General features: G+C 45.5%; 14 protein-coding genes. 11 read left to right on the top strand and 3 right to left on the bottom strand.

The window, feature by feature from the left end:
• Window positions 1-601: 601 nt before the first annotated feature.
• The 7 genes from WD077_09725 to WD077_09695 all read left to right on the top strand — a co-directional run bounded on the left by WD077_09725 (window position 602) and on the right by WD077_09695 (window position 14,621).
• On the top strand, window positions 602-3,820 hold the full coding sequence (locus tag WD077_09725) for a two-component regulator propeller domain-containing protein (protein ID MEX0967506.1): 3,219 nt from the start codon (window positions 602-604) through the stop codon (window positions 3,818-3,820).
• A gap of 36 nt (window positions 3,821-3,856) precedes the next feature.
• Window positions 3,857-4,603, top strand: coding sequence for a LytTR family DNA-binding domain-containing protein (locus tag WD077_09720; GenBank protein MEX0967505.1), 747 nt, complete (start codon window positions 3,857-3,859; stop codon window positions 4,601-4,603).
• Between the two features lie 325 nt (window positions 4,604-4,928).
• On the top strand, window positions 4,929-8,648 hold the full coding sequence (locus tag WD077_09715; GenBank protein MEX0967504.1) for a TonB-dependent receptor: 3,720 nt from the start codon (window positions 4,929-4,931) through the stop codon (window positions 8,646-8,648).
• A 31-nt stretch (window positions 8,649-8,679) separates the two neighbouring features.
• Window positions 8,680-12,501 carry a T9SS type A sorting domain-containing protein gene (locus WD077_09710; protein ID MEX0967503.1) on the top strand — a complete coding sequence of 1,274 codons (3,822 nt, stop codon included), beginning with the start codon at window positions 8,680-8,682 and terminating at the stop codon, window positions 12,499-12,501.
• A gap of 38 nt (window positions 12,502-12,539) precedes the next feature.
• Window positions 12,540-13,637, top strand: a complete 1,098-nt coding sequence (locus WD077_09705) for a PorV/PorQ family protein (GenBank protein ID MEX0967502.1) — start codon at window positions 12,540-12,542, stop codon at window positions 13,635-13,637.
• A gap of 97 nt (window positions 13,638-13,734) precedes the next feature.
• A complete protein-coding gene (gene greA, locus WD077_09700) occupies window positions 13,735-14,211 on the top strand; it encodes a transcription elongation factor GreA (protein MEX0967501.1) in 477 nt (158 codons plus the stop codon).
• Window positions 14,212-14,225: 14 nt separating this feature from the next.
• Window positions 14,226-14,621: an HIT family protein gene (locus WD077_09695; GenBank protein MEX0967500.1), complete on the top strand. Its 396-nt coding sequence runs from the start codon at window positions 14,226-14,228 to the stop codon at window positions 14,619-14,621.
• Window positions 14,622-14,647: 26 nt separating this feature from the next.
• Here WD077_09695 and ruvC read toward each other — a convergent pair whose 3' ends face one another.
• Window positions 14,648-15,205, bottom strand: a complete 558-nt coding sequence (ruvC, locus tag WD077_09690; protein ID MEX0967499.1) for a crossover junction endodeoxyribonuclease RuvC — start codon at window positions 15,203-15,205, stop codon at window positions 14,648-14,650.
• A gap of 74 nt (window positions 15,206-15,279) precedes the next feature.
• On the opposite strand from ruvC, the gene WD077_09685 reads away from it, so the two are divergent.
• Genes WD077_09685 through WD077_09670 form a run of 4 tightly spaced genes read left to right on the top strand, consistent with a single transcriptional unit; the run spans window position 15,280 to window position 19,009 of the window.
• On the top strand, window positions 15,280-16,356 hold the full coding sequence (locus WD077_09685) for a lysylphosphatidylglycerol synthase domain-containing protein (protein MEX0967498.1): 1,077 nt from the start codon (window positions 15,280-15,282) through the stop codon (window positions 16,354-16,356).
• A gap of 10 nt (window positions 16,357-16,366) precedes the next feature.
• Window positions 16,367-17,527, top strand: coding sequence for a glycosyltransferase (locus tag WD077_09680; GenBank protein ID MEX0967497.1), 1,161 nt, complete (start codon window positions 16,367-16,369; stop codon window positions 17,525-17,527).
• Window positions 17,524-17,808, top strand: a complete 285-nt coding sequence (locus WD077_09675; GenBank protein ID MEX0967496.1) for a hypothetical protein — start codon at window positions 17,524-17,526, stop codon at window positions 17,806-17,808. The genes WD077_09680 and WD077_09675 overlap by 4 nt, the downstream gene beginning before the upstream one ends.
• Complete coding sequence (locus WD077_09670) at window positions 17,798-19,009, top strand: ABC transporter permease (protein ID MEX0967495.1); 1,212 nt, start codon at window positions 17,798-17,800, stop codon at window positions 19,007-19,009. Before WD077_09675 ends, WD077_09670 begins: the two co-directional genes overlap by 11 nt.
• Before the next feature lie 77 nt (window positions 19,010-19,086).
• Here WD077_09670 and WD077_09665 read toward each other — a convergent pair whose 3' ends face one another.
• Complete coding sequence (locus WD077_09665; protein MEX0967494.1) at window positions 19,087-19,521, bottom strand: energy transducer TonB; 435 nt, start codon at window positions 19,519-19,521, stop codon at window positions 19,087-19,089.
• Between the two features lie 779 nt (window positions 19,522-20,300).
• Window positions 20,301-21,065, bottom strand: a complete 765-nt coding sequence (locus WD077_09660; protein ID MEX0967493.1) for an FkbM family methyltransferase — start codon at window positions 21,063-21,065, stop codon at window positions 20,301-20,303.
• Window positions 21,066-21,989: the final 924 nt, after the last annotated feature.

Below are 21,989 nucleotides of genomic sequence, written 5' to 3'. Positions count from 1 at the left end.
ATTACCACGAATAAACGATCCGCTATTGCTCCCTCCCTTACAGATGTTTGAGCAATTCAGTATGTAAATTTTTCGCAGGGCAGCGGCAGATCATCTTTGTATTGTCAAACGGGAAGTAATTAAAAATATATAAATAGACACCTTGCCCCGTTTATTTCGCGGCAAGAGCAAGAAATTATCATAGGTTGTTTTTTGGGTTGGTTGGGGAGATAGCTGCACGCTTAATTGGGTGCAGCTATTTTCTATTTATACCCATCCTGATATTGTTATCAGCTCCGGAGGTGTTGGCTTCCGTGCCGTAATCGGGCTCTTAAAATCTTACCGGAAAATCTCATTCGCTGCCATTTATTGAAAATATTTGCCGCGTAATGTCAGATTTTTGCCCTGTTATGGAACAACAACAGCGGTTTGTGAGCTTACGGGTTATATATCCATCGCCTCATATTATCTTTCAAATATTTCTATTCTAATCTTTTTGATTACCATAAAAAGCCTGGAAAGGAGGAATATAGAAACAAATGGGCAAACCGCCAAGCTGCAATTAAACCTGTGGTTGACATTCCCTTCGCCTGTGAAACATTGGATTTCCTGTACCTATTGCATGAAAAGTAAGTTACTGATAGCATCGCTGTTTTTTCTGATGCCAGGGTTGTCCCCCGCACAAACCTATGATCTCCGGTTCGACCGCATTTCGGTAAATGAGGGACTGTCGCAAAGTGCTGTATACGATATTTTACAAGACAGCACCGGCTATATGTGGTTTGCCACCGCAGACGGGCTGAACCGGTTCGATGGCTACGAATTCGTTCATTATAAATACCGTTCGAATGACACCCATTCCATTCCGGACAATTTCGTTAACTGCCTCTATGCCGATCAGCAACGCAATCTCTGGATCGGCACCTATGGAGGTGGCCTCACCCGCTACAATCCCCTCTCCGAAAATTTTACGCATTATAGAAAGGAACCCGGTTGTGAAAATTGCCTCGCAAACAATAATGTATTTACCATAGCGGGCGACAAGGAAGGTAATATATGGATTGGCACCAACCACGGACTGTCCCGGCTGGACGCGGTAACAGGCAACATCAGAAACTACCTTCCTGAAGGCGTTAAAAGCTACAGCATATTTTCCATTCTCCAGGATGAAAAAGGTTATTTATGGATTGGAACAGACCGGGGAGTGAATATTTTTTATCCCGAAAAGGAAACCTTCGCCCACATTTTACAGGAAACAGATTCGCTATACGAAGCAGATCCTGTAAACTGTATTTACCGGGATAAAGACCACGGATTGTGGTTTGGCAGCAGCAAAGGACTGCAGTTTTATGATCCGGTTACTTCCACGTTCAGGCAGTATCTCCATGAACCCGAAGACCCTTCCAGCCTTTGCAACAACGATATACAGGAAATTTATCAGGATGATCAAAACCGGATCTGGATTGCTACGGATGGCGGCCTCAGCATGTTTGACAAAAAAAAGCAACGCTTTTTCAATTACTACCATGACCCGGCAGATCCACGAAGCCTCAGCAGTAATAACCTGGATGCCGTTTTCCAGGACCGCTCCGGAGTAATTTGGGTAGGAACTTCTAACTCAGGGTTGAGCAAAATGGACTGGCGTCAGAACCAGTTTGACCTGTACCAGTCAAGACCGGGAGATAAAAAAGGCCTGCGTGACAATAGCATCTTTGCATTATTGGAGGACACCGGGCATAACATATATGTAGGAATGGAAGGCGGTGGTCTGAATAAAATTGTACAGGAAAGGGATAGCAGCGGACGCATCATTTCAGAAAAATTCATCTGGTATAGGGCTGATGCGAAAAAATCGGGCAGTCTGAACAGCGATAAAATACGCGGGTTGGCGCTGGATACCAGTGGCAATATCTGGGTTGCGACCTTAGGCGGAGGGTTGAATAAATTCGATCCGGAGACAGAGCAATTTAAAAGCTATCAGTCGACACAGGGGCTGAAACATACCATTAGCAGCAACTTCCTTTATTCTGTTTTGGTGGATAAACAGGGGATCGTATGGGCCGGTACTGATGACGGACTCTGCAGGTTTGATCCGCGAACTGAGAAATTCAGATCCCTCCGTGTGGATACCGCCAACTTCAGGAGTTTTAGCAGCAATTCGGTTTTTGCCATTAAAGAAGACAGCAAGGGCAGGTTGTGGTTCGGCACTTTTGGGGGTGGCCTGGCGCTTTATGATAAGGAACACCACACCATTGCAAAGCATTACCGCAATGATATTCACGATCCCTTTAGCCTCAGTAATGATAAGGTAATGACAATTTTTGAAGACAGCAAGAACCGGCTCTGGGTAGGCACCTTTGGCGGTGGGTTGAATTATTTTGATCCGGAGACCGGGCGGTTCTTTTCGTTGTCAGAAGCGGAGGGTTTGCCGAATGACGTGGTGTACGGTATCCTGGAAGACAGCCAGGGAGCATTTTGGATCAGCACCAACCGGGGCATCTCCCGGTTCGAGGTGCCGGGAACGATCTTCAGCTATGGAGGGACATGGAACCAAAGATTCAAGAACTTCGACCATTCTGATGATCTTCAAAGCAATGAATTCAACCAGGGTGCATATCTGAAGGCGGATGACGGAAGAATGTATTTCGGTGGCATCAATGGATTGAATGCATTTTATCCTGATCGAATTAAGATGAACGCATACGTTCCGGAAATTGGGGTCGCGATGTTCCGGCAACTGGCCATCCCTTTACCTTATGAGCAGAAACTGCGGCAATACGAGGAAATGGTACTTGACTACAAGAGCAATTTCATTTCCTTCGAATTCACGGCTTTCAACTACATCAATCCAGGTAAGAATGAGTTTGCATACAAGCTCGAAGGGTTGAACGATCAGTGGATATATTCAGGCACCCACAGGTTTGTGTCGTTCACCAATCTTGATCCCGGAGAATATATGCTTCATGTACGGGCATCCAATAATGATGGTGTATGGAACGCAGCCGGCAAGAAGATCCCTTTTACCATCGCATCCCCGTTTTGGCTTGCCTGGTGGTTCTTACCATTGGTTTTAGTTCTCAGCTTTGTATTTCTGGGGTATGTCTTTTATCTGGTGTTGCGCAACTTCAGGCAACGCAGCCGCAGCCAGGTAATGGAATCGAAGCTGAAAGCAGCCTGGGCAGAAGGGGAAAGCGTAAAAGCCCGCCTGGCTTCACTCAGGGCACAGATGAATCCCCATTTTATATTTAATTCTTTGACCAGCATCCAGCATTATATAGCCAACAATGACCCTGAAGCCGCGAGGAATTATCTTACTAAATTTTCAAGCCTGATGCGTAAGATCCTGAATAATTCCAACCAGGATTACATTACGCTGGAAGAGGAACTGGAGACCCTGAAGCTATATGTAGAGCTGGAGGCCCTGAGATTTGAAGATAAATTTGAATATCTCGTGGAGATGGATCCGGAAATTGACCCTGAGAATATGGAAGTTCCCGCTTTGTTGCTCCAACCCTATGTGGAAAATGCTATAAAGCACGGGCTGATCAATAGGGAAGGTAGAGGTTACCTGAAAGTTATTCTGAAGAAGGAGAATGAATGGATACGATGCATAATTGAAGATAATGGGATAGGAAGGGAAAAGGCGCAGATGATCAAAGCAAGCAAGCAATTGCAATACAAGTCATTAGGAATGCAGATGACCCAAAACAGGTTGGAAATTCTGCATGAACTGGGCGATAAACATGTATTCAAAATAACCGATTTAAAAGATGACAAGGGCAATCCGGCCGGAACGAGGGTAGAAATACTGATACCATTAGAATCCAGCCTTGTATATTGAGCCCGAATTTGAGAATTGAACTAAACATGAAGAGCGATGATAAAGGCCATAATAATTGACGATGAGCGCAAGAGTGGAGAAAACCTGAAGGCGCTGATAGAGAAGTATTGTAAACATCTGAAGGTGATTGCCACAGCCGATTCAGTGGAAAGTGGAATTGAGGCCATTGCCAATGAAAAACCGCAACTGGTTTTTTTAGATATTGAATTGAACAACGGAACCGGTTTCGATATCCTGAGCAGCCTTGACAGTACTGACTTCGAAGTAATCTTTACCACCGCATTTGAACAATACGCCCTGAAAGCGATCAAGTTTGCAGCGGTAGATTACCTGCTTAAACCTATTGATGTGGAAGAACTCACGGCTGCGGTGTTTAAAGCGGAAGAGCGCCTGAACCACCGCGAGGCAAATAAAAATTTTGAGGTGCTCATGCAAAATCTTAAATCAGCATCTTCAAACCATAAAATTGCCCTGCCTACAACGCAAGGGCTTACCTTTGTGCCGGTAAGCCATATTTTGCGTTGCGAAGCTGACGGAAGTTACACATGGTTTTACTTTAAGGATGGCCGGAAGCTTATCGTTAGCAAGAAGATCAAGGAATACGAGGAGTTGTTGTCTGCCTATGGATTTTACCGCGTTCATCATTCCCATCTGGTCAATATGGAAGAAATTGAAAAGTATGTTCGGGGAGACGGAGGATATGTGGTGATGACAGATGGGACAATGGTGGACGTATCCAAAAGAAAGCGGGAGCATTTCCTCGCAGCGCTGGACAAGGCATAATCAGATGAATTAAAAGAGGGTAAAAAAAACAGAAAGATGCGTACACGAGCGGATTAAATATGAAGGCAAAGCTTTAATCCACTTATATCATCCTGTTTTCCACTTATATATTTGCCATTTTTTGACACGCTCAGACTCATTACTTTTATCCCGGAATTAGATTCCAGTTCACAGTAAAATGGGATCGAAAAGAAAGATGAAATATTTATTTTTCTTTTAAAAGAATTGAAAATGAGGCTCTTGTTGCTTTTTGCAGGATAGAGCAAAGGGACATTGCCATATTTTTTTGCATTTTTGGACACATTTTTTTCAAAAACTGGATATCATGAAGATAAAGTTACTTCCTCTCGTACTGTCAATGTTATTCATCTCCGTTTGCGGCTGGTCGCAATCCTCACCAGGTGAGGTAAGCGGACGAATAACCGATGCTCAAACCGGAGAACCGATTATGTTTGCCAACGTGGTGGCAGAGCTAAACGGAGCGCAAAAAGGCGGATCAGCGACTGATGTTGAAGGCTATTATACGATCAAGCCTCTGACGCCCGGATCCTACACCATCAGAGTTACCTATGTGGGTTATCGCCCTTTCGAATCAAGAAATGTTATAGTTAACGCTGGGAGAATTACTAAGGTGGATATTAAGATGACCTCTTCGGCTACCCAACTTACCACCGTAGATTTTGTGGAATACGTGAAGCCATTGATCGAGCTGGATGAAACCACCCAGGGCGAAACGATTACGAAAGAAGAAATCAAGGCACTTCCAACCCGAAGTGTAAACCAGGCTGCCGCTATTGCCGGTGGTGTATATTCCAAGGATGGCGGAACCCCCAATATCAAAGGTGCAAGAACCGATGCTACGGAATATTATATTGACGGAATGAAGGTTCGCGGGCGTCTCAGCATGCCGCAGAATGCTATTGAGCAGCTTCAGGTAATAACAGGTGGGGTTCCTGCCGAATATGGCGATGCTATAGGAGGGATTATCAGCATTACCACAAGGGGGCCATCCACCCGGTTTGGCGGTGGTTTAGAGCTTATTTCTTCAGAGATGTTTGATCCTTATGGCTATAATCTCCTTGAGGCAAACGTGACAGGACCGCTGATCGTAAAAGACAAGGATGACAGGCGCGACTCCGTGATGTTAGGATATTTCCTGGCAGGGAACGTTAGCCGTACCAGGGACAATGATCCTTCTGCGATTGGTATTTATACAATAAAAGATGATGTGCTTGACGAGATTCAGCGAAATCCTATTCGTCCTGCTCCTGGAGGTATTGGTTTTGTCCCGGCTTCCGAATTTCTTACCCAGGATGATTTTGAATTGGGTAAAATAAAGCCCAATACTGATGAGATCAATTTTAATCTTTCAGGGAAACTTGATTTCCAGCCTGTTAAGAATTTTAATGTGACCGCTGGAGGACAGTTTGGATATAGAAATTACAATGAATATATCTACAGCTATTCCCTGGTCAACAGCAGCAATAATCCCCAGGTGATCAGGAGCAACTATCGGGGATACCTGCGTTTCGGACAAAATTTCGATTATGACTCAGCCTCGACCATTAAGAATGCATATTATTCCGTTCAGGTTGATTATTCAAAGCAATACTTTACCCGCCAGGATGATACGCATAAGGATAATGTTTTTGACTATGGGTACCTGGGATCTTTTGAAACCTACAGGGCACCGTTTTATGCACTGGATACCATTGTAGTGAATGGCCAGAAAACTTATACCAATGTGTTACAGGGCTATCAGGATACCCTGGTGAAATTTACACCGGCAGGCCTGAATCCCACTACAGAAAATTATACTAAACAATTTTTTGATTTGCAGGACGGGGATGTTAGTAGCCTAAATGAGGTTGTGGCCTTTGGTGGCCTTAGAAACGGGGACGCACCACGGATCATTTATTCTCTTTGGAACAACAGTGGTGCGCAATACCCCAATTATCAAAAGCTGGAAGAGGATCAGTTCAATCTTTTTGCTACGGCTTCTGGGAATGTTGGAAATCATGCAATAAAATTCGGAGTGCAGTTTGAACAGCGCGTAGAGCGCTCGTATGGCATTAACGCGACTGGACTTTGGACACAAATGCGCCAGTTGATGAACAGCCACCTGTCCCAGCTTGATACTGCGAATCCCGTTGGCCGATACAGAGATGAAGTTTTTCAGGATACCGTGGATTTTCTTCCGTTTGATGAATCGGTCACGAACCCGGATGCCCAATCTGATTTTGACCGGAATTTCAGGCAATCACTGATTGACAGAGGCGCTACGGACATTTACGGAAATCCTATCACCGAACGCTCCATTATCAATATTGACCGGTACAGCCCGGCTGATTATTCTCTGGATATGTTTAGTGCAGACGATCTCCTGAGCCAGGGTAATTCACTGGTCGCGTATTATGGATACGACTATAAAGGGGATAAGTTAAAAGGAAGGCCATCGCTTGCGGACTTTGTTGATGATGAAAGACGCCTGTTGGCACCTTATAATCCCATCTATGTAGCTGGTTACATTGAGGATAAATTTGCTTTCCGCGATCTGATCTTCCGGGTGGGCGTACGGGTAGATCGCTTTGACGCCAACCAGCCGGTACTGAAAGATCCCTATTCCCTGTATCCAATCCGGACTGCCGGGGAGATTAGTGATAATTATAACCACCCGGGAAATATCGGAAGCGACTTTAAGGTATACGTAAATGACCTGTCTAGTCCTTCTCCTCAAATTGTAGGCTACCGTGATGGTGATACCTGGTATGACGAAACGGGGGCCGAAATAAATGATCCGAATAATATTGCCCTGAGTACTACAACCGGTACAATCCAACCTTACCTCCTTAATACGGAGGAGGAACTGACAACGGAGTCATTTGAGGACTACCAGCCCCAGGTGTCTGTGATGCCCAGAGTTTCATTTTCCTTTCCCATCTCTGACCAGGCATCTTTCTTTGCAAACTATGATGTCCTGACACAGCGCCCCCGTACCTATAACATTGGTGGAATTGAGGATTATTTCTTCCTGGAAAGCCGTTCAACCAGGCGTATTAATAATCCGGCACTAAGACCGGAAAAGAGAATCAACTATGAACTTGGGTTCAAGCAAAAGCTGAGTGTCAATACCGCGCTGACGTTGCAAGCATTTTATGGAGAGATCCGGGATATGGTGCAGGTGGTAAGAGTAGTTCAGGCGTATCCGATTGAATATACTTCTTACGGCAATATTGACTTTGGTACCGTAAAAGGATTCGCAGCTAAATATGATCTCCGGAAGTTGCCTGGTTCAAATGTGAGCCTCAACTTTAATTATACCCTTCAATTTGCAGATGGAACAGGCTCTTCCGCAACTTCAGGCGCCAACTTCGCTAATCTTGGATTACCCGGCCTGCGCATTCCGGTGCCGCTGAGCTATGACGTTCGCCATAATATCGCAGCCGTAGTTGACTATCGCTACCTTGATGGTCCCCGTTACAACGGACCGGTCTGGGTTCGTGGAGAAAAGGACGGAACCAATCCTGCAGCAGAAGCCGATGATAAAAAAGATATTCCATTGCTGGAAAATATGGGCTTTAACCTGCTCATCAATGCCCGCTCCGGTGAACCTTATACACAACAGGAAAACGTGACCCAGGCCGTAGCCATTGGGGTTGCACAGCGAAGAGCATTAAGCGGGAATATTAATGGTTCTCGCCTGCCGTGGCAGTTTCGTGCTGACCTGAAAGTAGATAGAAACTTCCTCCTGGGAACGAACCGGGATGACAGTGAAGTTTCCGCTTACCGCCAGAATAATCCAATGACACTTAATGTCTATATCTGGGTGAGTAATCTCCTGAATTCCCTGAATGTGGTAAATGTTTATGCTTACACCGGAAGTCCTGATGATGACGGATTCCTTGCTTCAGTGGAAGGTCGTCAAACGGCTGCGAATGCTACGAGTACGGAAGCCTATGTGGATCAGTATTCACTCAAAGTGGATAATCCGGCAAATTATGCTCAACCACGTTTTATCCGATTAGGGGCAATTTTTAATTTCTAATTGAATCTTTCACGATTTAAAATTTAATACAATGCATAAAGCAGTCAATCATTGGATCTTCATCGCATTTACCTGCTTCTCCTTTTCGGGATTGTCAGCAGAAGAAAATGTGGGGATACCTGTAAAAAAGCAGGGCAGCCAGGTAAACAAAATGGTAGCGGGATGTGCTCCGGCTTCTGCTCAGGTGGATCTTGATATAAATAACGTCCGCGCCCGGATCATGAATGGTGGCGATATGTGGTGGGACCTGGTGGGCCAGGCACGCTATGAAATTCCTAAGGTTACGGAAGAAGGTGCCATCAGGCGCTATTCCCTTTTTGCCGGTGCCCTTTGGATTGGCGGATATGATGCCGGAAATAATCTTAAGCTTGCAGCCATGACCTACCGCCAATCAGGGAGTGATTTTTACCCCGGTCCTTTGGATACCCAAAGTGCTACGATCAGCGTAGAGGAATGTCTGCAGTGGGACAGGATCTATGAAATTTCCCGTCAGGAAATACAAAATTACCGGGAAACGGGCGAAGTAACACCCGGAATCCGGCAGTGGCCTGGCAATGGAAAAAGTCCCGGCCAAGCCAAATTTATTGCTCCGTTTGTGGACGAAGATGGGGACGGTGTATACAATCCTGATGCTGGTGGCGGAGATTACCCTGATGTTTTTGGCGACCAGACACTGTGGTTTGTTTATAACGACAAGGGAAACATTCATGAAGAATCCGAAGCCGCACCCATCGGTCTCGAAATTCAGACACAGGCATTTGCCTTTGCCACGAATGACGAAATCAATAACATGACATTTTACAATAATAAGATCATAAACCGTTCACGTGATGCCTTGGACAGCGTATACTTTGGACAATGGGTGGATGCCGACCTCGGGTATGCTTTTGATGACTACGTAGGATGCGATGTGGAAAGAAGCCTGGGGATATGCTACAACGGTGACAACTTTGATGATGGAACCAATGGATATGGCAGCAACCCTCCCTCAGTAGGAGTTGACTTTTTCCAGGGACCCACCGATGAAAATGGAAATGTGCTGGGCATGGAAAAATTTGTTTACTACAACAATGATTTCACCGCCACCGGTAACCCTGAAGAGAGCCAGGATTTTTATAATTACCTGACAGGTACCTGGAAGGATGGTACACCGATCACATTCGGAGGCTCTGGTTATAAAACAGGCTCTCCTGCGAGCTATATGTTTCCGGATGATCCACGCGATGCGAACGGATGGTCAGAGGTGACAGCCGGTAACAGGCCTGCTGACAGGAGGTTTCTCCAGTCAGCCGGGGCTTTCCGCCTTGCGCCTGGTGCTGTGAATTACGTTGTAACCGGTGCTGTATGGGCCCGTGCTTCCACGGGTGGCGCTACCGGCTCGCTGGATCAATTGAGACTGGCTGACGATAAAGCACAGAAACTTTACAACAACAATTTTGACCTGATTGATGGTCCTGATGCACCTGATCTGGTCATTCAGGAACTGGACAGGCAACTCGTTCTCATCCTTAATAATACTCAGTCCATTGAGAACTACCGGGACTTTGAAATAACAGAAGATGGTGACACTGTATACTATTCCTTCCAGGGATACCAGATTTATCAATTGGCGAACTCTAACGTACAATCTACTCCCTCTGAACTGGCAAATGCTGATCTCGCCAGGCTTATCATTCAGGTAGACGTAGAGGATCAGGTTTCTCAACTGATCAATCGTGAATTCGATCCGGTAATCGGACAGACGAACTATGTCCCCATGATCCTGGATGCGGCCAATGATGGTATTAGCCATACGTTTTCAATTACCCAGGATTACTTTGCAAGTGGTGAGGATAGTCTTATCAATTATAAGTCTTACTACTATATGATATTGGCTTATGCCAATGCCGATAATCCGGATGAGGACCGGCAATATCTGGCAGGTCGTTTAAATGTTCATACCTATACTGGTATACCACACAGAAACATTGCAGAATTTGGTGGTGCCGTAGTGGGAGCGGAATACGGTTCCGGACCTGAACTGAGAAGAATAGAAGGTATGGGGAACGGTGGAAATATACTGGAACTCACTCCTGAAACGGAGGATGAAATTTTAGCCAATACTTTTGTGCCGGAGCCTGTTTATGCAAAAGGAATGGGGCCGGTTAATGTAAAGGTAATAGACCCCCTTGCCGTTGAAAGTGCTGAATTTGAGCTAAGCTTTTCAGATCCTAATATTTCGGCTAATCCTGCACGCGGAACCCTCCTTACCGGGCAGTCCAAATGGACGCTTACTAATCTTTCCACTGGCGAATCAGTTGAATCGGATACGACCGCAGCCGGTGCGGATGAAAAGGTAATCCTGAAGTGGGGGCTTTCCGTAACGCACAAAGTTGCGCCAGAGCCCGGAGCCGATACCACAGATGAGGAAAACGGTTTTCTCAATGCCACCATGGAATATGAAGATCCGTCCCAAAGATGGTTGCCGGGAATTCCTGATGGGGATGGCGACTTTAATGGAATTGCCAATCCGCTGAATTGGATACGTGCAGGCAATGTAGATGACGGGGGTACTGCCGGAGAAGGTACCAATGATCAAACTGATGACGCCTATTGCGGAGCGGCTAATTGGCTGGATGAAAATGCGGTGTACGAAACGCTTCTTGATGGCATCGTTGCGCCATACGCGCTCACGGCCATATCTGACGTGAATGCGTCCAGGGGAGGATACACCCTGGGGCCGAAATTAGGTTCCCACTGCGATGTGAGCATGAATAGTCTTCACAGCGTTGACCTGGTTTTCACCTCTGATAAAAGTAAATGGACCCGTTGCGTGGTAATTGAAATGGGTGAAGATCCTTCGAACAATGTTGGAGGTGCCCGGAAATTCGATATGCGGAGAAGTCCTTCAATTGATAAAGACGGAAACATGGCTGATCCTTCCGCTGCTCCTTCCAACAACCCGGATGATCCTCACTATATCAGTGCAGTCGGCATGGGCTGGTTTCCCGGTTATGCGATTGATCTGGAAACAGGACAGCGCCTTAATATCCTCTACGGTGAAGATTCTTTTTTCAAAGGCGAGAATGGCGATGATATGAAATGGAATCCTACTGCAACCATCCAGAACAGCACGGCAGCCGGGAAAAACTATTTGCGTTATGTAATGGCTGGAAAGCACTACACCTATGTAATGGCGGCAACCGGAGGGCTTGGTGCTATTGATTACTCATCTGCGTATGATGCAGGAGCGAGTTATCTTAGTTTATTGGGTCAGTCGGGGCAGCCTTCGCCTGTTCATAAAAGAGCACTTTACGCTTCAGCTATGTGGACGCTGTTGCCGATGAGCAATCCCCAGTATCCGATGCTATCGTATGAAGAAGGCGTAGTTCCTAATGATATGAGGATGAAACTGCGTGTGTCGCAGCCACTTGCCTCCTACGAAGTGAACGATGGACAACCTGTGGAAAACAACTCACTTCCACTGTACCGGTTCAGCACGGAAAACATCCAGGTCGTAAAAAGCAAGGAAGCCGGTGAAGAAGCTATGCAAATGGTGCAGGTTGTTCCTAATCCATATTATGCTTATTCAGCGTATGAAAATAGCCAGGTGGATTCGCGTGTAAGGATTACGAACCTGCCTCCAAAAGTGGATATTTCCATATATACGCTGGATGGTACGCTGATCCGGCAATACAGGAAAGATGAATCTTTTGAGAACCATGTTAATTTCCTTGATTGGGATTTAAAGAATCACGCAGGAATTCCTATTTCGTCCGGCATTTATATTATTCATGTGGACGGTGGCGAACTGGGCCAGAAGATAATTAAATGGTTCGGGGTAATGAGGCCCATTGATCTTGACATATTTTAACCTTGTATTCAACCTTAAAACTTTAAGAAGAATCAACGATGAAAAAATTATATTATAGCGCATTGGGCCTCCTGTTCCTGCTGGCATCTGCCGGAGTGGAAGCAGGCAACCCTGATCGTGCAGGACAGGCAGGAGCCATGAGTTTACAAGTAAATCCCTGGGCGCGAAGTGCCGGATGGAGCGGAGCAAACAGTGCTTCCATATCAGGTGTGGAAGCCATGCGGTTCAACGTTGCAGGACTAGCATTTACCAAAGGCACCGAATTCATGTTTTCCCGCACCTCATGGCTTGGGGGTTCCGGGATCAATATCAATTCCTTCGGTTTGGTTTCAAGCCTTGACAGCGCAGGAACTAAATTTCTTGGCCTGAGTCTCATGGCATTTGATTTTGGCGATATTGAGAGAACGACTGAGGAGGATCCTGAAGGAGGGATCGGTACCTACTCTCCTCAATATTTTAACTTGGGGGCGTCTTTCGTAAAAGCATTTTCCCCCTCCATCAGAGGGGGTGGCCTGGTCAGGATCATATCGGAATCCATTAGTGACGTGAAGTCAACGGGCATTGCGCTTGATGCAGGAATTCAGTACGTTACAGGAGACTACGACCGCGTCAAGTTTGGCGTTGCACTTCGGAATGTGGGAACTCCCATGACCTACAATGGTGATGGCCTTTCAGTGAACGGCATCATCCAGGGTAATGAACTGAACAGAACGCTGGAAAGCCGCTCTGCCCAATATGAACTGCCTTCAATGCTTAGCATAGGCCTTTCCTATGATTTCCGGTTTGGAGACAGCATCATGCAGGATCTGGAGTTTCACAGGTTGACACTTGCCGGAACCTATTCTTCCAATGCATTTGCTACTGATATTTTTTCTGTTGGAGCCGAGTATTCCTTCAGAAAAATTGTTTCTGTGAGAGGTGGTTATGCCTATCAGCAAGGTATATTCAGTGATGAAGAAAGGAGAACAGCTTTCTCCGGTCCTTCTGCCGGAGTTTCGGTAGATATTCCATTTGGCAGAACAGCCCTCGAAACCAGCAAACGGGATTACAGGCGAAGTTTCGGACTTGATTATTCATACCGTGCTACTGTTAATTTCAATGGAATTCATTCAATAGGAGGCCGGTTGAGTTTGTAGGTTTTCTTATTAAATTTGAACTAATAAATAAACGTTTTGATCCACGGGGTCAAAGCGTTTATTGCTTTTAACAGAACGGTAGAAATTTTAGCTGAAGATGAAAGATGCAATATATTTTACGAAGGAGGGGCTGGAAAAGCTGAAGCAGGAGATCCATCATCTAACCACAAAGGAGAGACCTGCTATTTCAAAGCAAATTGCTGAAGCGCGGGAAAAAGGCGATCTCTCAGAAAATGCTGAATATGACGCAGCCAAGGATGCCCAGGGAATGCTCGAAATGAAGATTGCTAAACTGGAAGGAATCCTGGGGAATGCACGCATCCTGGATGAAAAGAATATAGATACCAGCAAAGTAATGATCCTCTCCACAGTTCATCTCAGGAACATGAGAAGTGGGAAAAACACAAAGTACAAACTGGTTTCAGAAAACGAAGCCGATTTGAAACAAGGGAAAATCAGCGTTCAAAGCCCAATAGGCAAAGGACTGCTGGGGAGGAAAAGAGGTGAAGTGGTGGAAATCAACGTCCCTGCTGGTGTGCTTTCCTTTGAAATTCTGGATATAACCATTGAATAATCTAATCCTGCATTATGGCCAGCCTTTTCTCTAAAATTATCAAGGGGGAAATTCCTTCTTATAAAATTGCAGAAAGTGAGAAGTATTTCGCATTTCTGGATATAAATCCATTGGCGAAAGGACATACGCTGGTGGTGCCTAAAAAGGAAGTGGATTATATATTTGATCTTGAAGACGAATTGCTGAAAGGATTAATGATCTTTTCCAAGACCGTTGCGATTGCAATAGAGCAGGCTGTTCCGTGCGAGAGAATAGGTATCGCGGTACTCGGCCTCGAAGTGCCGCACACCCACATTCACCTCATTCCTATAAACGAGGTGGGAGACATCAATTTCTCCCGGCCTAAGCTAAACCTTGCTGAAGAGGAATTCCGTCAGATTGCAGCGCACATCCGGTCGAATTTGGAATGAAGAAATACAAGTTTTCTCAGAGCCTTTTACCCAAGGCGGTCAGGATTGGCTGAGAGAAATGCCTTCCAGGATTTTGCACCGGTATTTTCCCCTTCAATTTTAAACTGGAAATGATGGCACAGCGCCACAGCAAGACCATCAGTAGCGTCATGGAATGAGGGTTCTGATTGCAATGAAAGCATGGCCTTCACCATTCCTGCCACCTGTTCTTTAGAGGCATTTCCGTTGCCGGTAATTGCCATTTTAATTTTCCTTGGAGAATATTCAAATACCGGTACCGAGCGGGAAATAGCTGCGGCCATCGCCATTCCCTGTGCTCTGCCAAGTTTCAACATGCTCTGTACATTCTTGCCATAAAATGGCGCTTCAATGGAGAGCACATCAGGCTTGAACTGGTCTATGAGATAGATGCAGCGGTTGAAGATCCTGGCCAGCCGCTCCATGTGGTCTGTCTTGGGTTGCATTTTCACCACCCCGCAGTTCAGAAGTTCTGCATCCCGGTTTTTGATAGTAATCAGGCCATAGCCCATTACATTAGTGCCGGGGTCAATGCCAAGGATGATCTTGTTTTTTATAGCTGCCACAGAGGCAAAGATAGCGGAAATCAAACCCCGCTTCCTGCCTCATGCCTTACTTTTGCGGCATTTAAACCTCCTTAATGCGGAAGCAAAAAACACTGGCTGCACGGCTTCTTTGGGTTTTCAAACTTCTGGTTTTAGCAGTTACCCTCAGCTACATTTACGTTGAACTGATCCGAACCGGCAGGTATAAGGAACTTTATGAAATGCTGCTGCATACCGGATGGTTCGAGGCGTGGCTGATCTTGCTGACCCTGCTGCTGATGGTCGCCAACTGGAGCCTCGAATCGCGAAAGTGGCAGTTGCTCATGCGGCACATTTCCCGTATTTCATTTGGGCGCGCCATGAGGGCTGTTTTCAGCGGGGTAACGATCAGTACCTGGATGCCCAACCGCATCGGAGAGTATATTGGCCGCGTATTCTATCTGCCTCCAAAAGCCCGGATCAAGGCCATTTTCAGCACGATTGCCGGAAGTCTTTGTCAAATGGCGGTTACGCTTATAGCCGGAACCATCGGCCTCTTCATGGCTTGGCAAAACAAATCTTCATTTATCACGAACGTGGCAGGAAGCGATAGTCCGGTCGTCATCATAATCATCCTTGGGGCATTGGTGGTGGTGAGTCTCCTTTATCTTCTTGCATTGTTTAATATAGGGATGGCGGTAAGGCTTGTTCCGGTCAGTATAAAATGGAAGAAGCTGAGGCAGGGGCTGGCTATTCTCACTCGTTATGACCGGAAACTTATGCTCTCGGTGCTGGGCATTTCTGCCTTACGGTATGTTGTTTTTGCGATGCAATTCTATTTGCTCTTGTTGGTGTTTCAGATTAATGTCGCGATGTTTCCTGCCCTGGCACTTATTGCCGTAATATTTCTGGTGCAGTCTGTGGTTCCTTCAATTGCCCTCTCAGAACTTGGAATTCGTGGTGCGGCATCGATCGCTATCCTGCAGGTTTTGACGGCCAACACAGCGGGTATATTCAGCGCTTCCTATTCCCTCTGGCTCGTCAATATCATTTTGCCATCGCTGTTCGGAGCCGTTTTCATTCTCAGAGCCCGGTATAGAAAAGAGGGCACACAACGGAAGTTGAGAAAAACAGCACAGCAGGAAGTCTCCATTACGGCAAGTGAAAGACCCGCCTCACTGAGCAGCAAATAGCAGCGACCCTATGCTCACAGCATTTTTCTTTTTACTTGCGATATTCACATTATTCTATGTGCTGCTGGTGCTCAGTTTTATCCGAGGCTGGACAAATCTTAATACGTACCGGCCGGTGCCAGGCTTTGATTCTACCCATTTTTTTACAATCGTTATTGCTGCCCGAAACGAAGAAGAGAACATCGGGCGAACCCTTCGGCATTTATTAGTGCAGGACTATGAGGCGGGCCCCTGGGAGATCATCGTGGTGAATGATCATTCTGAGGATGCAACCGCGGCAGTAGTTAAAGATTTAATTGCTAAGAAAAAAGACAGCGCACCGGAACTCAGGCTTTTGCAGATGCAGGACGACACCGCTCCTCAGCCTGCGGTGGCATTTAAGAAGCGGGCACTAGAAGCAGGGATAGCAGCAGCAAAAGGAGATTGGATCATTACAACAGATGCCGACACCGATCGTGGAAGCAAATGGCTTTCAGTCCTCTCAGCCTTTATCCGGGAAAAGGAGCCGGTCATGGTATCGGCACCCGTGGCTTACCATAAGGAAGCAAACCTGTTTGAAAGGATGCAGTCGCTGGAGTTTTTGAGCCTGATTGGGATCGGTGCGGCATCACTGCGCAATGGCACCCCGAATATGTGCAACGGAGCCAATCTCGCTTTTTCCCTCAGCGCCTTCAGATCCGTGGGAGGCTACAGGGATAACAGCCATCTTGCATCAGGAGATGATGAATTTCTCATGCACAAGCTCTTTAATGCATTTCCGGGAAAAGTGCTGTTTTTGAAAAACCGTGATGCCACCGTTTTTACACGGGCTGCGAAAAGTCTGCGCGAGTTTGTAATGCAGCGAAAAAGATGGGTGTCAAAAAGCACTTTTTACAGTAACCGTTCAATAACGGTAATTCTTGCAGCGGCCTATACCTATTCTTTGCTGCTGCTGGTGGCAGGGATATTATGTTTTTTTTATCCCGGCTGGTGGCCGGTTTTTATTTTAATTTTCTTCTTAAAAATATTATCCGAGTCTGCGTTTTTATTTTTGGTGACCTCCTTTTTTAATAGAAAAACGTTATTAATCCTATTTTTGCCTGCAGCTATTTTACACATCCTTTATGTGCTTTTTATTGGTATTTATGGAAATATTGGCGGCTACACCTGGAAAGGACGAAAAGTAAAATGAAGAAACTTACCGGACTTGAATATGATATTTTGAACGTGCTCTATTTTGTAGAGCCTTTTGAAAATATTCTGGACGAGGTGGATGCTCCGAAAAACCAGGTGGCAGATAGTCTGCGACTGCTGATTGATAATAAACTGGTGGTGGCGATGAAGTATAGTGAAACAGACAGGGATTTTAAACGCTCGTTTATTTATGATGCAGACAATATGTATGCTTACCATTATCTCATCACGCGCGATGGCCTTGTAGCGCATAACTCCGTTCAGGAGGATGAAGACTGAACATGAGCAAGGCCGCTCCCCTGCCTGGCACACCCGCAAGAGGTTCCTGAAGAACCGGTTGGCGGTGGTGGGCCTCAGCTATATTTTGCTCCTCACGCTTATTGCTATTCCAGGTTACCTGATCCTCCCGGATCCGTCTCCGGATGCAAATGCGCAGATTATTGAGCTAAAGACGCAGCCACCGGGAACCCAGGCGCTTATCCTGAAAAAACGCAAAAATCTGCAACTTCCTGAGACCTCCTTTCTCAGCGCTATGCTGGAGGGCCGGGAAAGTCCTTATAATTTTATTCCTGTTGCTGAATATGAGTTCGTAAAAGATTCTCTGCGCATTACAAGAGTTACTGGCTGGGAAGGGGAAAAAGGTCCCACTGAGCATTACCTTCTCGCAGACATTCATTTTGCCCTTGATCTGGAATCGGTGCGGAGCGAGGATAACACAGTTTATTTTGAGGATGCAGTTGGCGGCCAGCAGCAAATCGAATTGCAGGAACTGGCGAACCTGGTGGAAGAGAATAACCTGGAAAAGCGTCATTTTCTGCTGGGTACTGATTCTTTTGGGCGGGACCTGTTCAGCCGCCTTCTGCTAGGCATCCGCGTGTCGCTGTCAGTGGGCTTTATAGCAGTGCTCATCTCTCTTGTAATTGGGATTACGCTCGGCACCATCGGAGGCTACTTCCGCGGTTTTGCTGATGATGTAGTAATGTGGTTCATAAATGTATGGTGGTCTCTTCCCACATTGTTGCTGGTCATCGCATTCAGCCTGGCATTGGGAAAGGGATTCTGGCAGGTATTCGTGGCCGTGGGCGTAAGTATGTGGGTGGAAGTAGCGCGCATCGTCCGGGGCCAGATCATGAGCACCAGAGAAAAGGAATTTGTAGAGGCCGCGCGTGCATTGGGCTACGGGAGCTTCCGCACCATCACCCGTCATTTGTTGCCCAATATTACAGGCCCCCTCATTGTGGTATGCGCGGCCAATTTCGCAGCGGCTATACTGTTGGAAGCTGGATTGAGTTTCCTGGGAATAGGCGTGCAGCCGCCCGTTCCGTCATGGGGCTACATGATCAAAGAAAATTACATGATGATCGTTTTTGGCAATGCGTACCTGGCCGTGCTGCCCGGCATTTTTATTTGCCTTACCGTACTGGCGTTTTACCTTGTGGGCAACGGATTGCAGGACGCGCTGGACGTCAGGGGGAAGTGAGAATTACTACGGGGAAACTTCAGACGTTTTTTTGCTTAAATGCCCTATTAGAATAAATCAAAGTCCTGAAATGCAAATCATTGCTGATCTAATTCAAATTTAAAAGGAAGATTCATACGCACTTTGACTGGCCGTCCACGCTGTTTGCCACATTCCCAGGCTGGCATTGACTCAACCACCCGAATGGCTTCCCGGTCTAATTCAGGATGCAAGAATTTGATAGGCCGGATCTGGGTGATGCTGCCATCCTCATTTACCACAAAAGTTAAAACAACAGTTCCGCTGATTCCCTCAGATTGCATTTTTTCCGGGTATACCAGGTTCTCCTTAATATATTTGAACAGCGCTACTTGCCCGCCCGGAAATTCCGGCATTTGCTCTACCACAACGAATATTTTCTCCTCCCTAACCATTTCAGGTCTTTCCCGTATACTGTCAGTTGCCGGAGCCTGTGCTCTACTTAATAGCGGGGACAGGAATAATAGCATTAGAAGAATTGCAGGTTTTTTCATTTTTTGTATTTTTTAGAGACTAATTCTTTAAAATATTAAATGTATTTTATTATTCCGCACTTAGGGTCCTTGTGTTGGCTGCTTCTTTCACTTTTACAGGGTCTTTATTTATAATGAAGAGTTGTGGTTTCTGCGCAACAAATATACATTTAAGATCGCCACTGCCGGTGAATCTACTCCAGGCACACAAAGCCCTTGCGGACTAATCGCAGTTCAACTGCGATCTACATGTAACTCGGATTTGCAATCCGAATATTCCGCAGTAGCGGAATGCCTGCGGTGTCCAAGATCGCCACTGCCGGTGAATCTACCTACCTGAAGATTTCGTAAGGCGTGTATGCGAGTGGATAGCTGTAATAGAACTCAATAACCTTCTGGTTACATAATACCTGATGTTTCAACACTATCCATCACTGTTATTCCAGGGTTTTTCAGCAAACGGGATGAGGAATCAAATGAAATATTCGGGAATTGAATAAATAGATAACAGCGATAGTTTCTTATGATCATACCTCGTGCTCCCATTTCCGGAATTCTCAGCACGGGTCCCGCCATAAAAAGTATCGCCTCTTATTACCTCATGAAGAGATTGAATTTATTTTCGTAACTAGGTCTGGCTATTGAGTTTATATCCATTCAGAGGTCGTATTTTGCCATCTGGCATTGACCGTGCAGCAATTATAAATTTAACTTGGTGCCCGGCAGGAACTAAAATTTAAGCAGGACAGAGTGCAGATTACAGACCCGTTCACTGATTCCTTTTGCATAGTTTTCAGCATTTACCTCTTTAAACAAAAGACAGTACTATGTGACCTCCATTCTGAATTCAGGTTGTATTTTTCTACTTGATTATTCTCTCTATTAATCCAAAAGATTTCATAATTATTATTTAGAAATACTTTTATAAGGTCATCTGGAATGCGCTGATTAGATGGATGAACCTCAACTATCCATGTCGTAACTTTCGACATTCTTTCAATGTCATTTGGAATTATTTTAAATTCCTCACCTTCCACATCGAGCTTGATTATCTCAGCATCAGGCATTATATTATACAAAGTGGTCGATTCCACTTTAAGCTTTCCATTCGATGTTAAATGTCCGTTTGATTGATCTGAGAAAAAAAGTGTGGTTTCCTTCTCGCTAATTGCTTTCTCAAGAATTTTAAAGTTTAAGTCATTTAAACAACGATTGATGTTTGTCAAAAGACAGTTCATCGGAAATGGATCCACGGCCACTAATTCAGCCGTGTTACCTGAACCTTTGGCTAGGACTACAGAATACTGCCCATGATGGCAACCGCCATCAATTATCTTCTTATTTTTTAGCTCGATGTTTTCTAATACCCAATTATACTCCAACAAGGCATAAGGCTTAATTGGGTCATACCATTCTGAGGCTTGAGGGGTGCCGTAATAGAAAACAGCATTTAGATCTCTAATACTAAGAGGCTTTAAATAGGGACGAAAGTGGAACTGCTGTTCAACAAATTTATGTAAAAGGCCTTTCCCTAGACTTTTTAATTTCTCCAGTTTATTGGGCATGTTTTCGATTTTTAGTTATAGTGTAAAAAGTACTTGCGCCTACAAATTTAGCTGAAATATTCAGGATGATGTTTCTGCAATTTGAAAGTCACAAACTGGATCACGATTATACAATGATGCATATTCCGGTGCCGACCCTTTTCCCGAGGATGCTGACAGCAGATTACAATGCCCGGAAGAGGGTCAAGATGATCCGTCATCTCCAAAAGGATATTTTTTCTGCGAGGAAGGATTAAATATACGGTTGTTGCTAAAGCCCTTGCGGACTAATCGCAGTTCAACTGCGAGCTACATGTAACTCGGATTTGCAATCCGAATATTCCGCGCCAGCGGAATGCCTGCGGTGTCCAAGATCGCCACTGCCATTCCAGGCAAATTGCTTGGCTGGTTATCAAGTAAGATATTCCGATTAAAAAACAGCGGGACGTGGTGGGTTTGTGAAAAAGCAACCCACTACGTTTGGCACCCACTCCTTTTTAGGGATCCGCCTGGTTAAAGCCACGGATTGCTTCTTAGGGCAGAAAAAACGTTCGCCTCTGTAAAAGGCTGTACCTGCCCTGAAAGATGTCAAAGATAGTTTAACAATTGAAGTTTTTTGTCCAACCTTCCAGAGGTTTTGATATCCTTAGCAGTTTAATAATTAGTGGAGCGATTTCAACCCTTCAAGGGTTCAAAACCCTTGAAAGGTTAGGTAGGTAGTTTAATAGCGGAATGCCTGCGGCGCCCAGGAGCGCCACTCCCGGTGAATCCATTCCGGGCACACAAAGCTCTTGCGATCTACATTATTGAAGGGGATGGAACTGACGGAGCTTAATCAAAGGAGAATTAAAAGCCTGAAGGTATAAATAGTGCTTGTTGCTAGTATTAAATAATAGGTATAGGCGCTTAGGTAGCAATATGTTATTTTTGCTCCATGTTAAAGAG

This window comes from Bacteroidia bacterium (genome assembly GCA_040880525.1).
Taxonomy (GTDB): Bacteria; Bacteroidota; Bacteroidia; order CAILMK01; family JBBDIG01; genus JBBDIG01.
Note: the sequence above shows the minus strand (reverse complement) of the source record. Positions and strands in the feature narration are given on the sequence as shown.

Excerpts from the sequence above, each read along its gene's own strand:
- WD077_09725 (MEX0967506.1), top strand. The coding sequence starts at position 602 with ATGAAAAGTAAGTTACTGATAGCATCGCTGTTTTTTCTGATGCCAGGG.
- WD077_09720 (MEX0967505.1), top strand. The coding sequence starts at position 3,857 with ATGATAAAGGCCATAATAATTGACGATGAGCGCAAGAGTGGAGAAAAC.
- WD077_09715 (MEX0967504.1), top strand. The coding sequence starts at position 4,929 with ATGAAGATAAAGTTACTTCCTCTCGTACTGTCAATGTTATTCATCTCC.
- WD077_09710 (MEX0967503.1), top strand. The coding sequence starts at position 8,680 with ATGCATAAAGCAGTCAATCATTGGATCTTCATCGCATTTACCTGCTTC.
- WD077_09705 (MEX0967502.1), top strand. The coding sequence starts at position 12,540 with ATGAAAAAATTATATTATAGCGCATTGGGCCTCCTGTTCCTGCTGGCA.
- greA (MEX0967501.1), top strand. The coding sequence starts at position 13,735 with ATGAAAGATGCAATATATTTTACGAAGGAGGGGCTGGAAAAGCTGAAG.
- WD077_09695 (MEX0967500.1), top strand. The coding sequence starts at position 14,226 with ATGGCCAGCCTTTTCTCTAAAATTATCAAGGGGGAAATTCCTTCTTAT.
- WD077_09685 (MEX0967498.1), top strand. The coding sequence starts at position 15,280 with ATGCGGAAGCAAAAAACACTGGCTGCACGGCTTCTTTGGGTTTTCAAA.
- WD077_09680 (MEX0967497.1), top strand. The coding sequence starts at position 16,367 with ATGCTCACAGCATTTTTCTTTTTACTTGCGATATTCACATTATTCTAT.
- WD077_09675 (MEX0967496.1), top strand. The coding sequence starts at position 17,524 with ATGAAGAAACTTACCGGACTTGAATATGATATTTTGAACGTGCTCTAT.
- WD077_09670 (MEX0967495.1), top strand. The coding sequence starts at position 17,798 with ATGAAGACTGAACATGAGCAAGGCCGCTCCCCTGCCTGGCACACCCGC.
- WD077_09665 (MEX0967494.1), bottom strand. The coding sequence starts at position 19,521 with ATGAAAAAACCTGCAATTCTTCTAATGCTATTATTCCTGTCCCCGCTA.
- WD077_09660 (MEX0967493.1), bottom strand. The coding sequence starts at position 21,065 with ATGCCCAATAAACTGGAGAAATTAAAAAGTCTAGGGAAAGGCCTTTTA.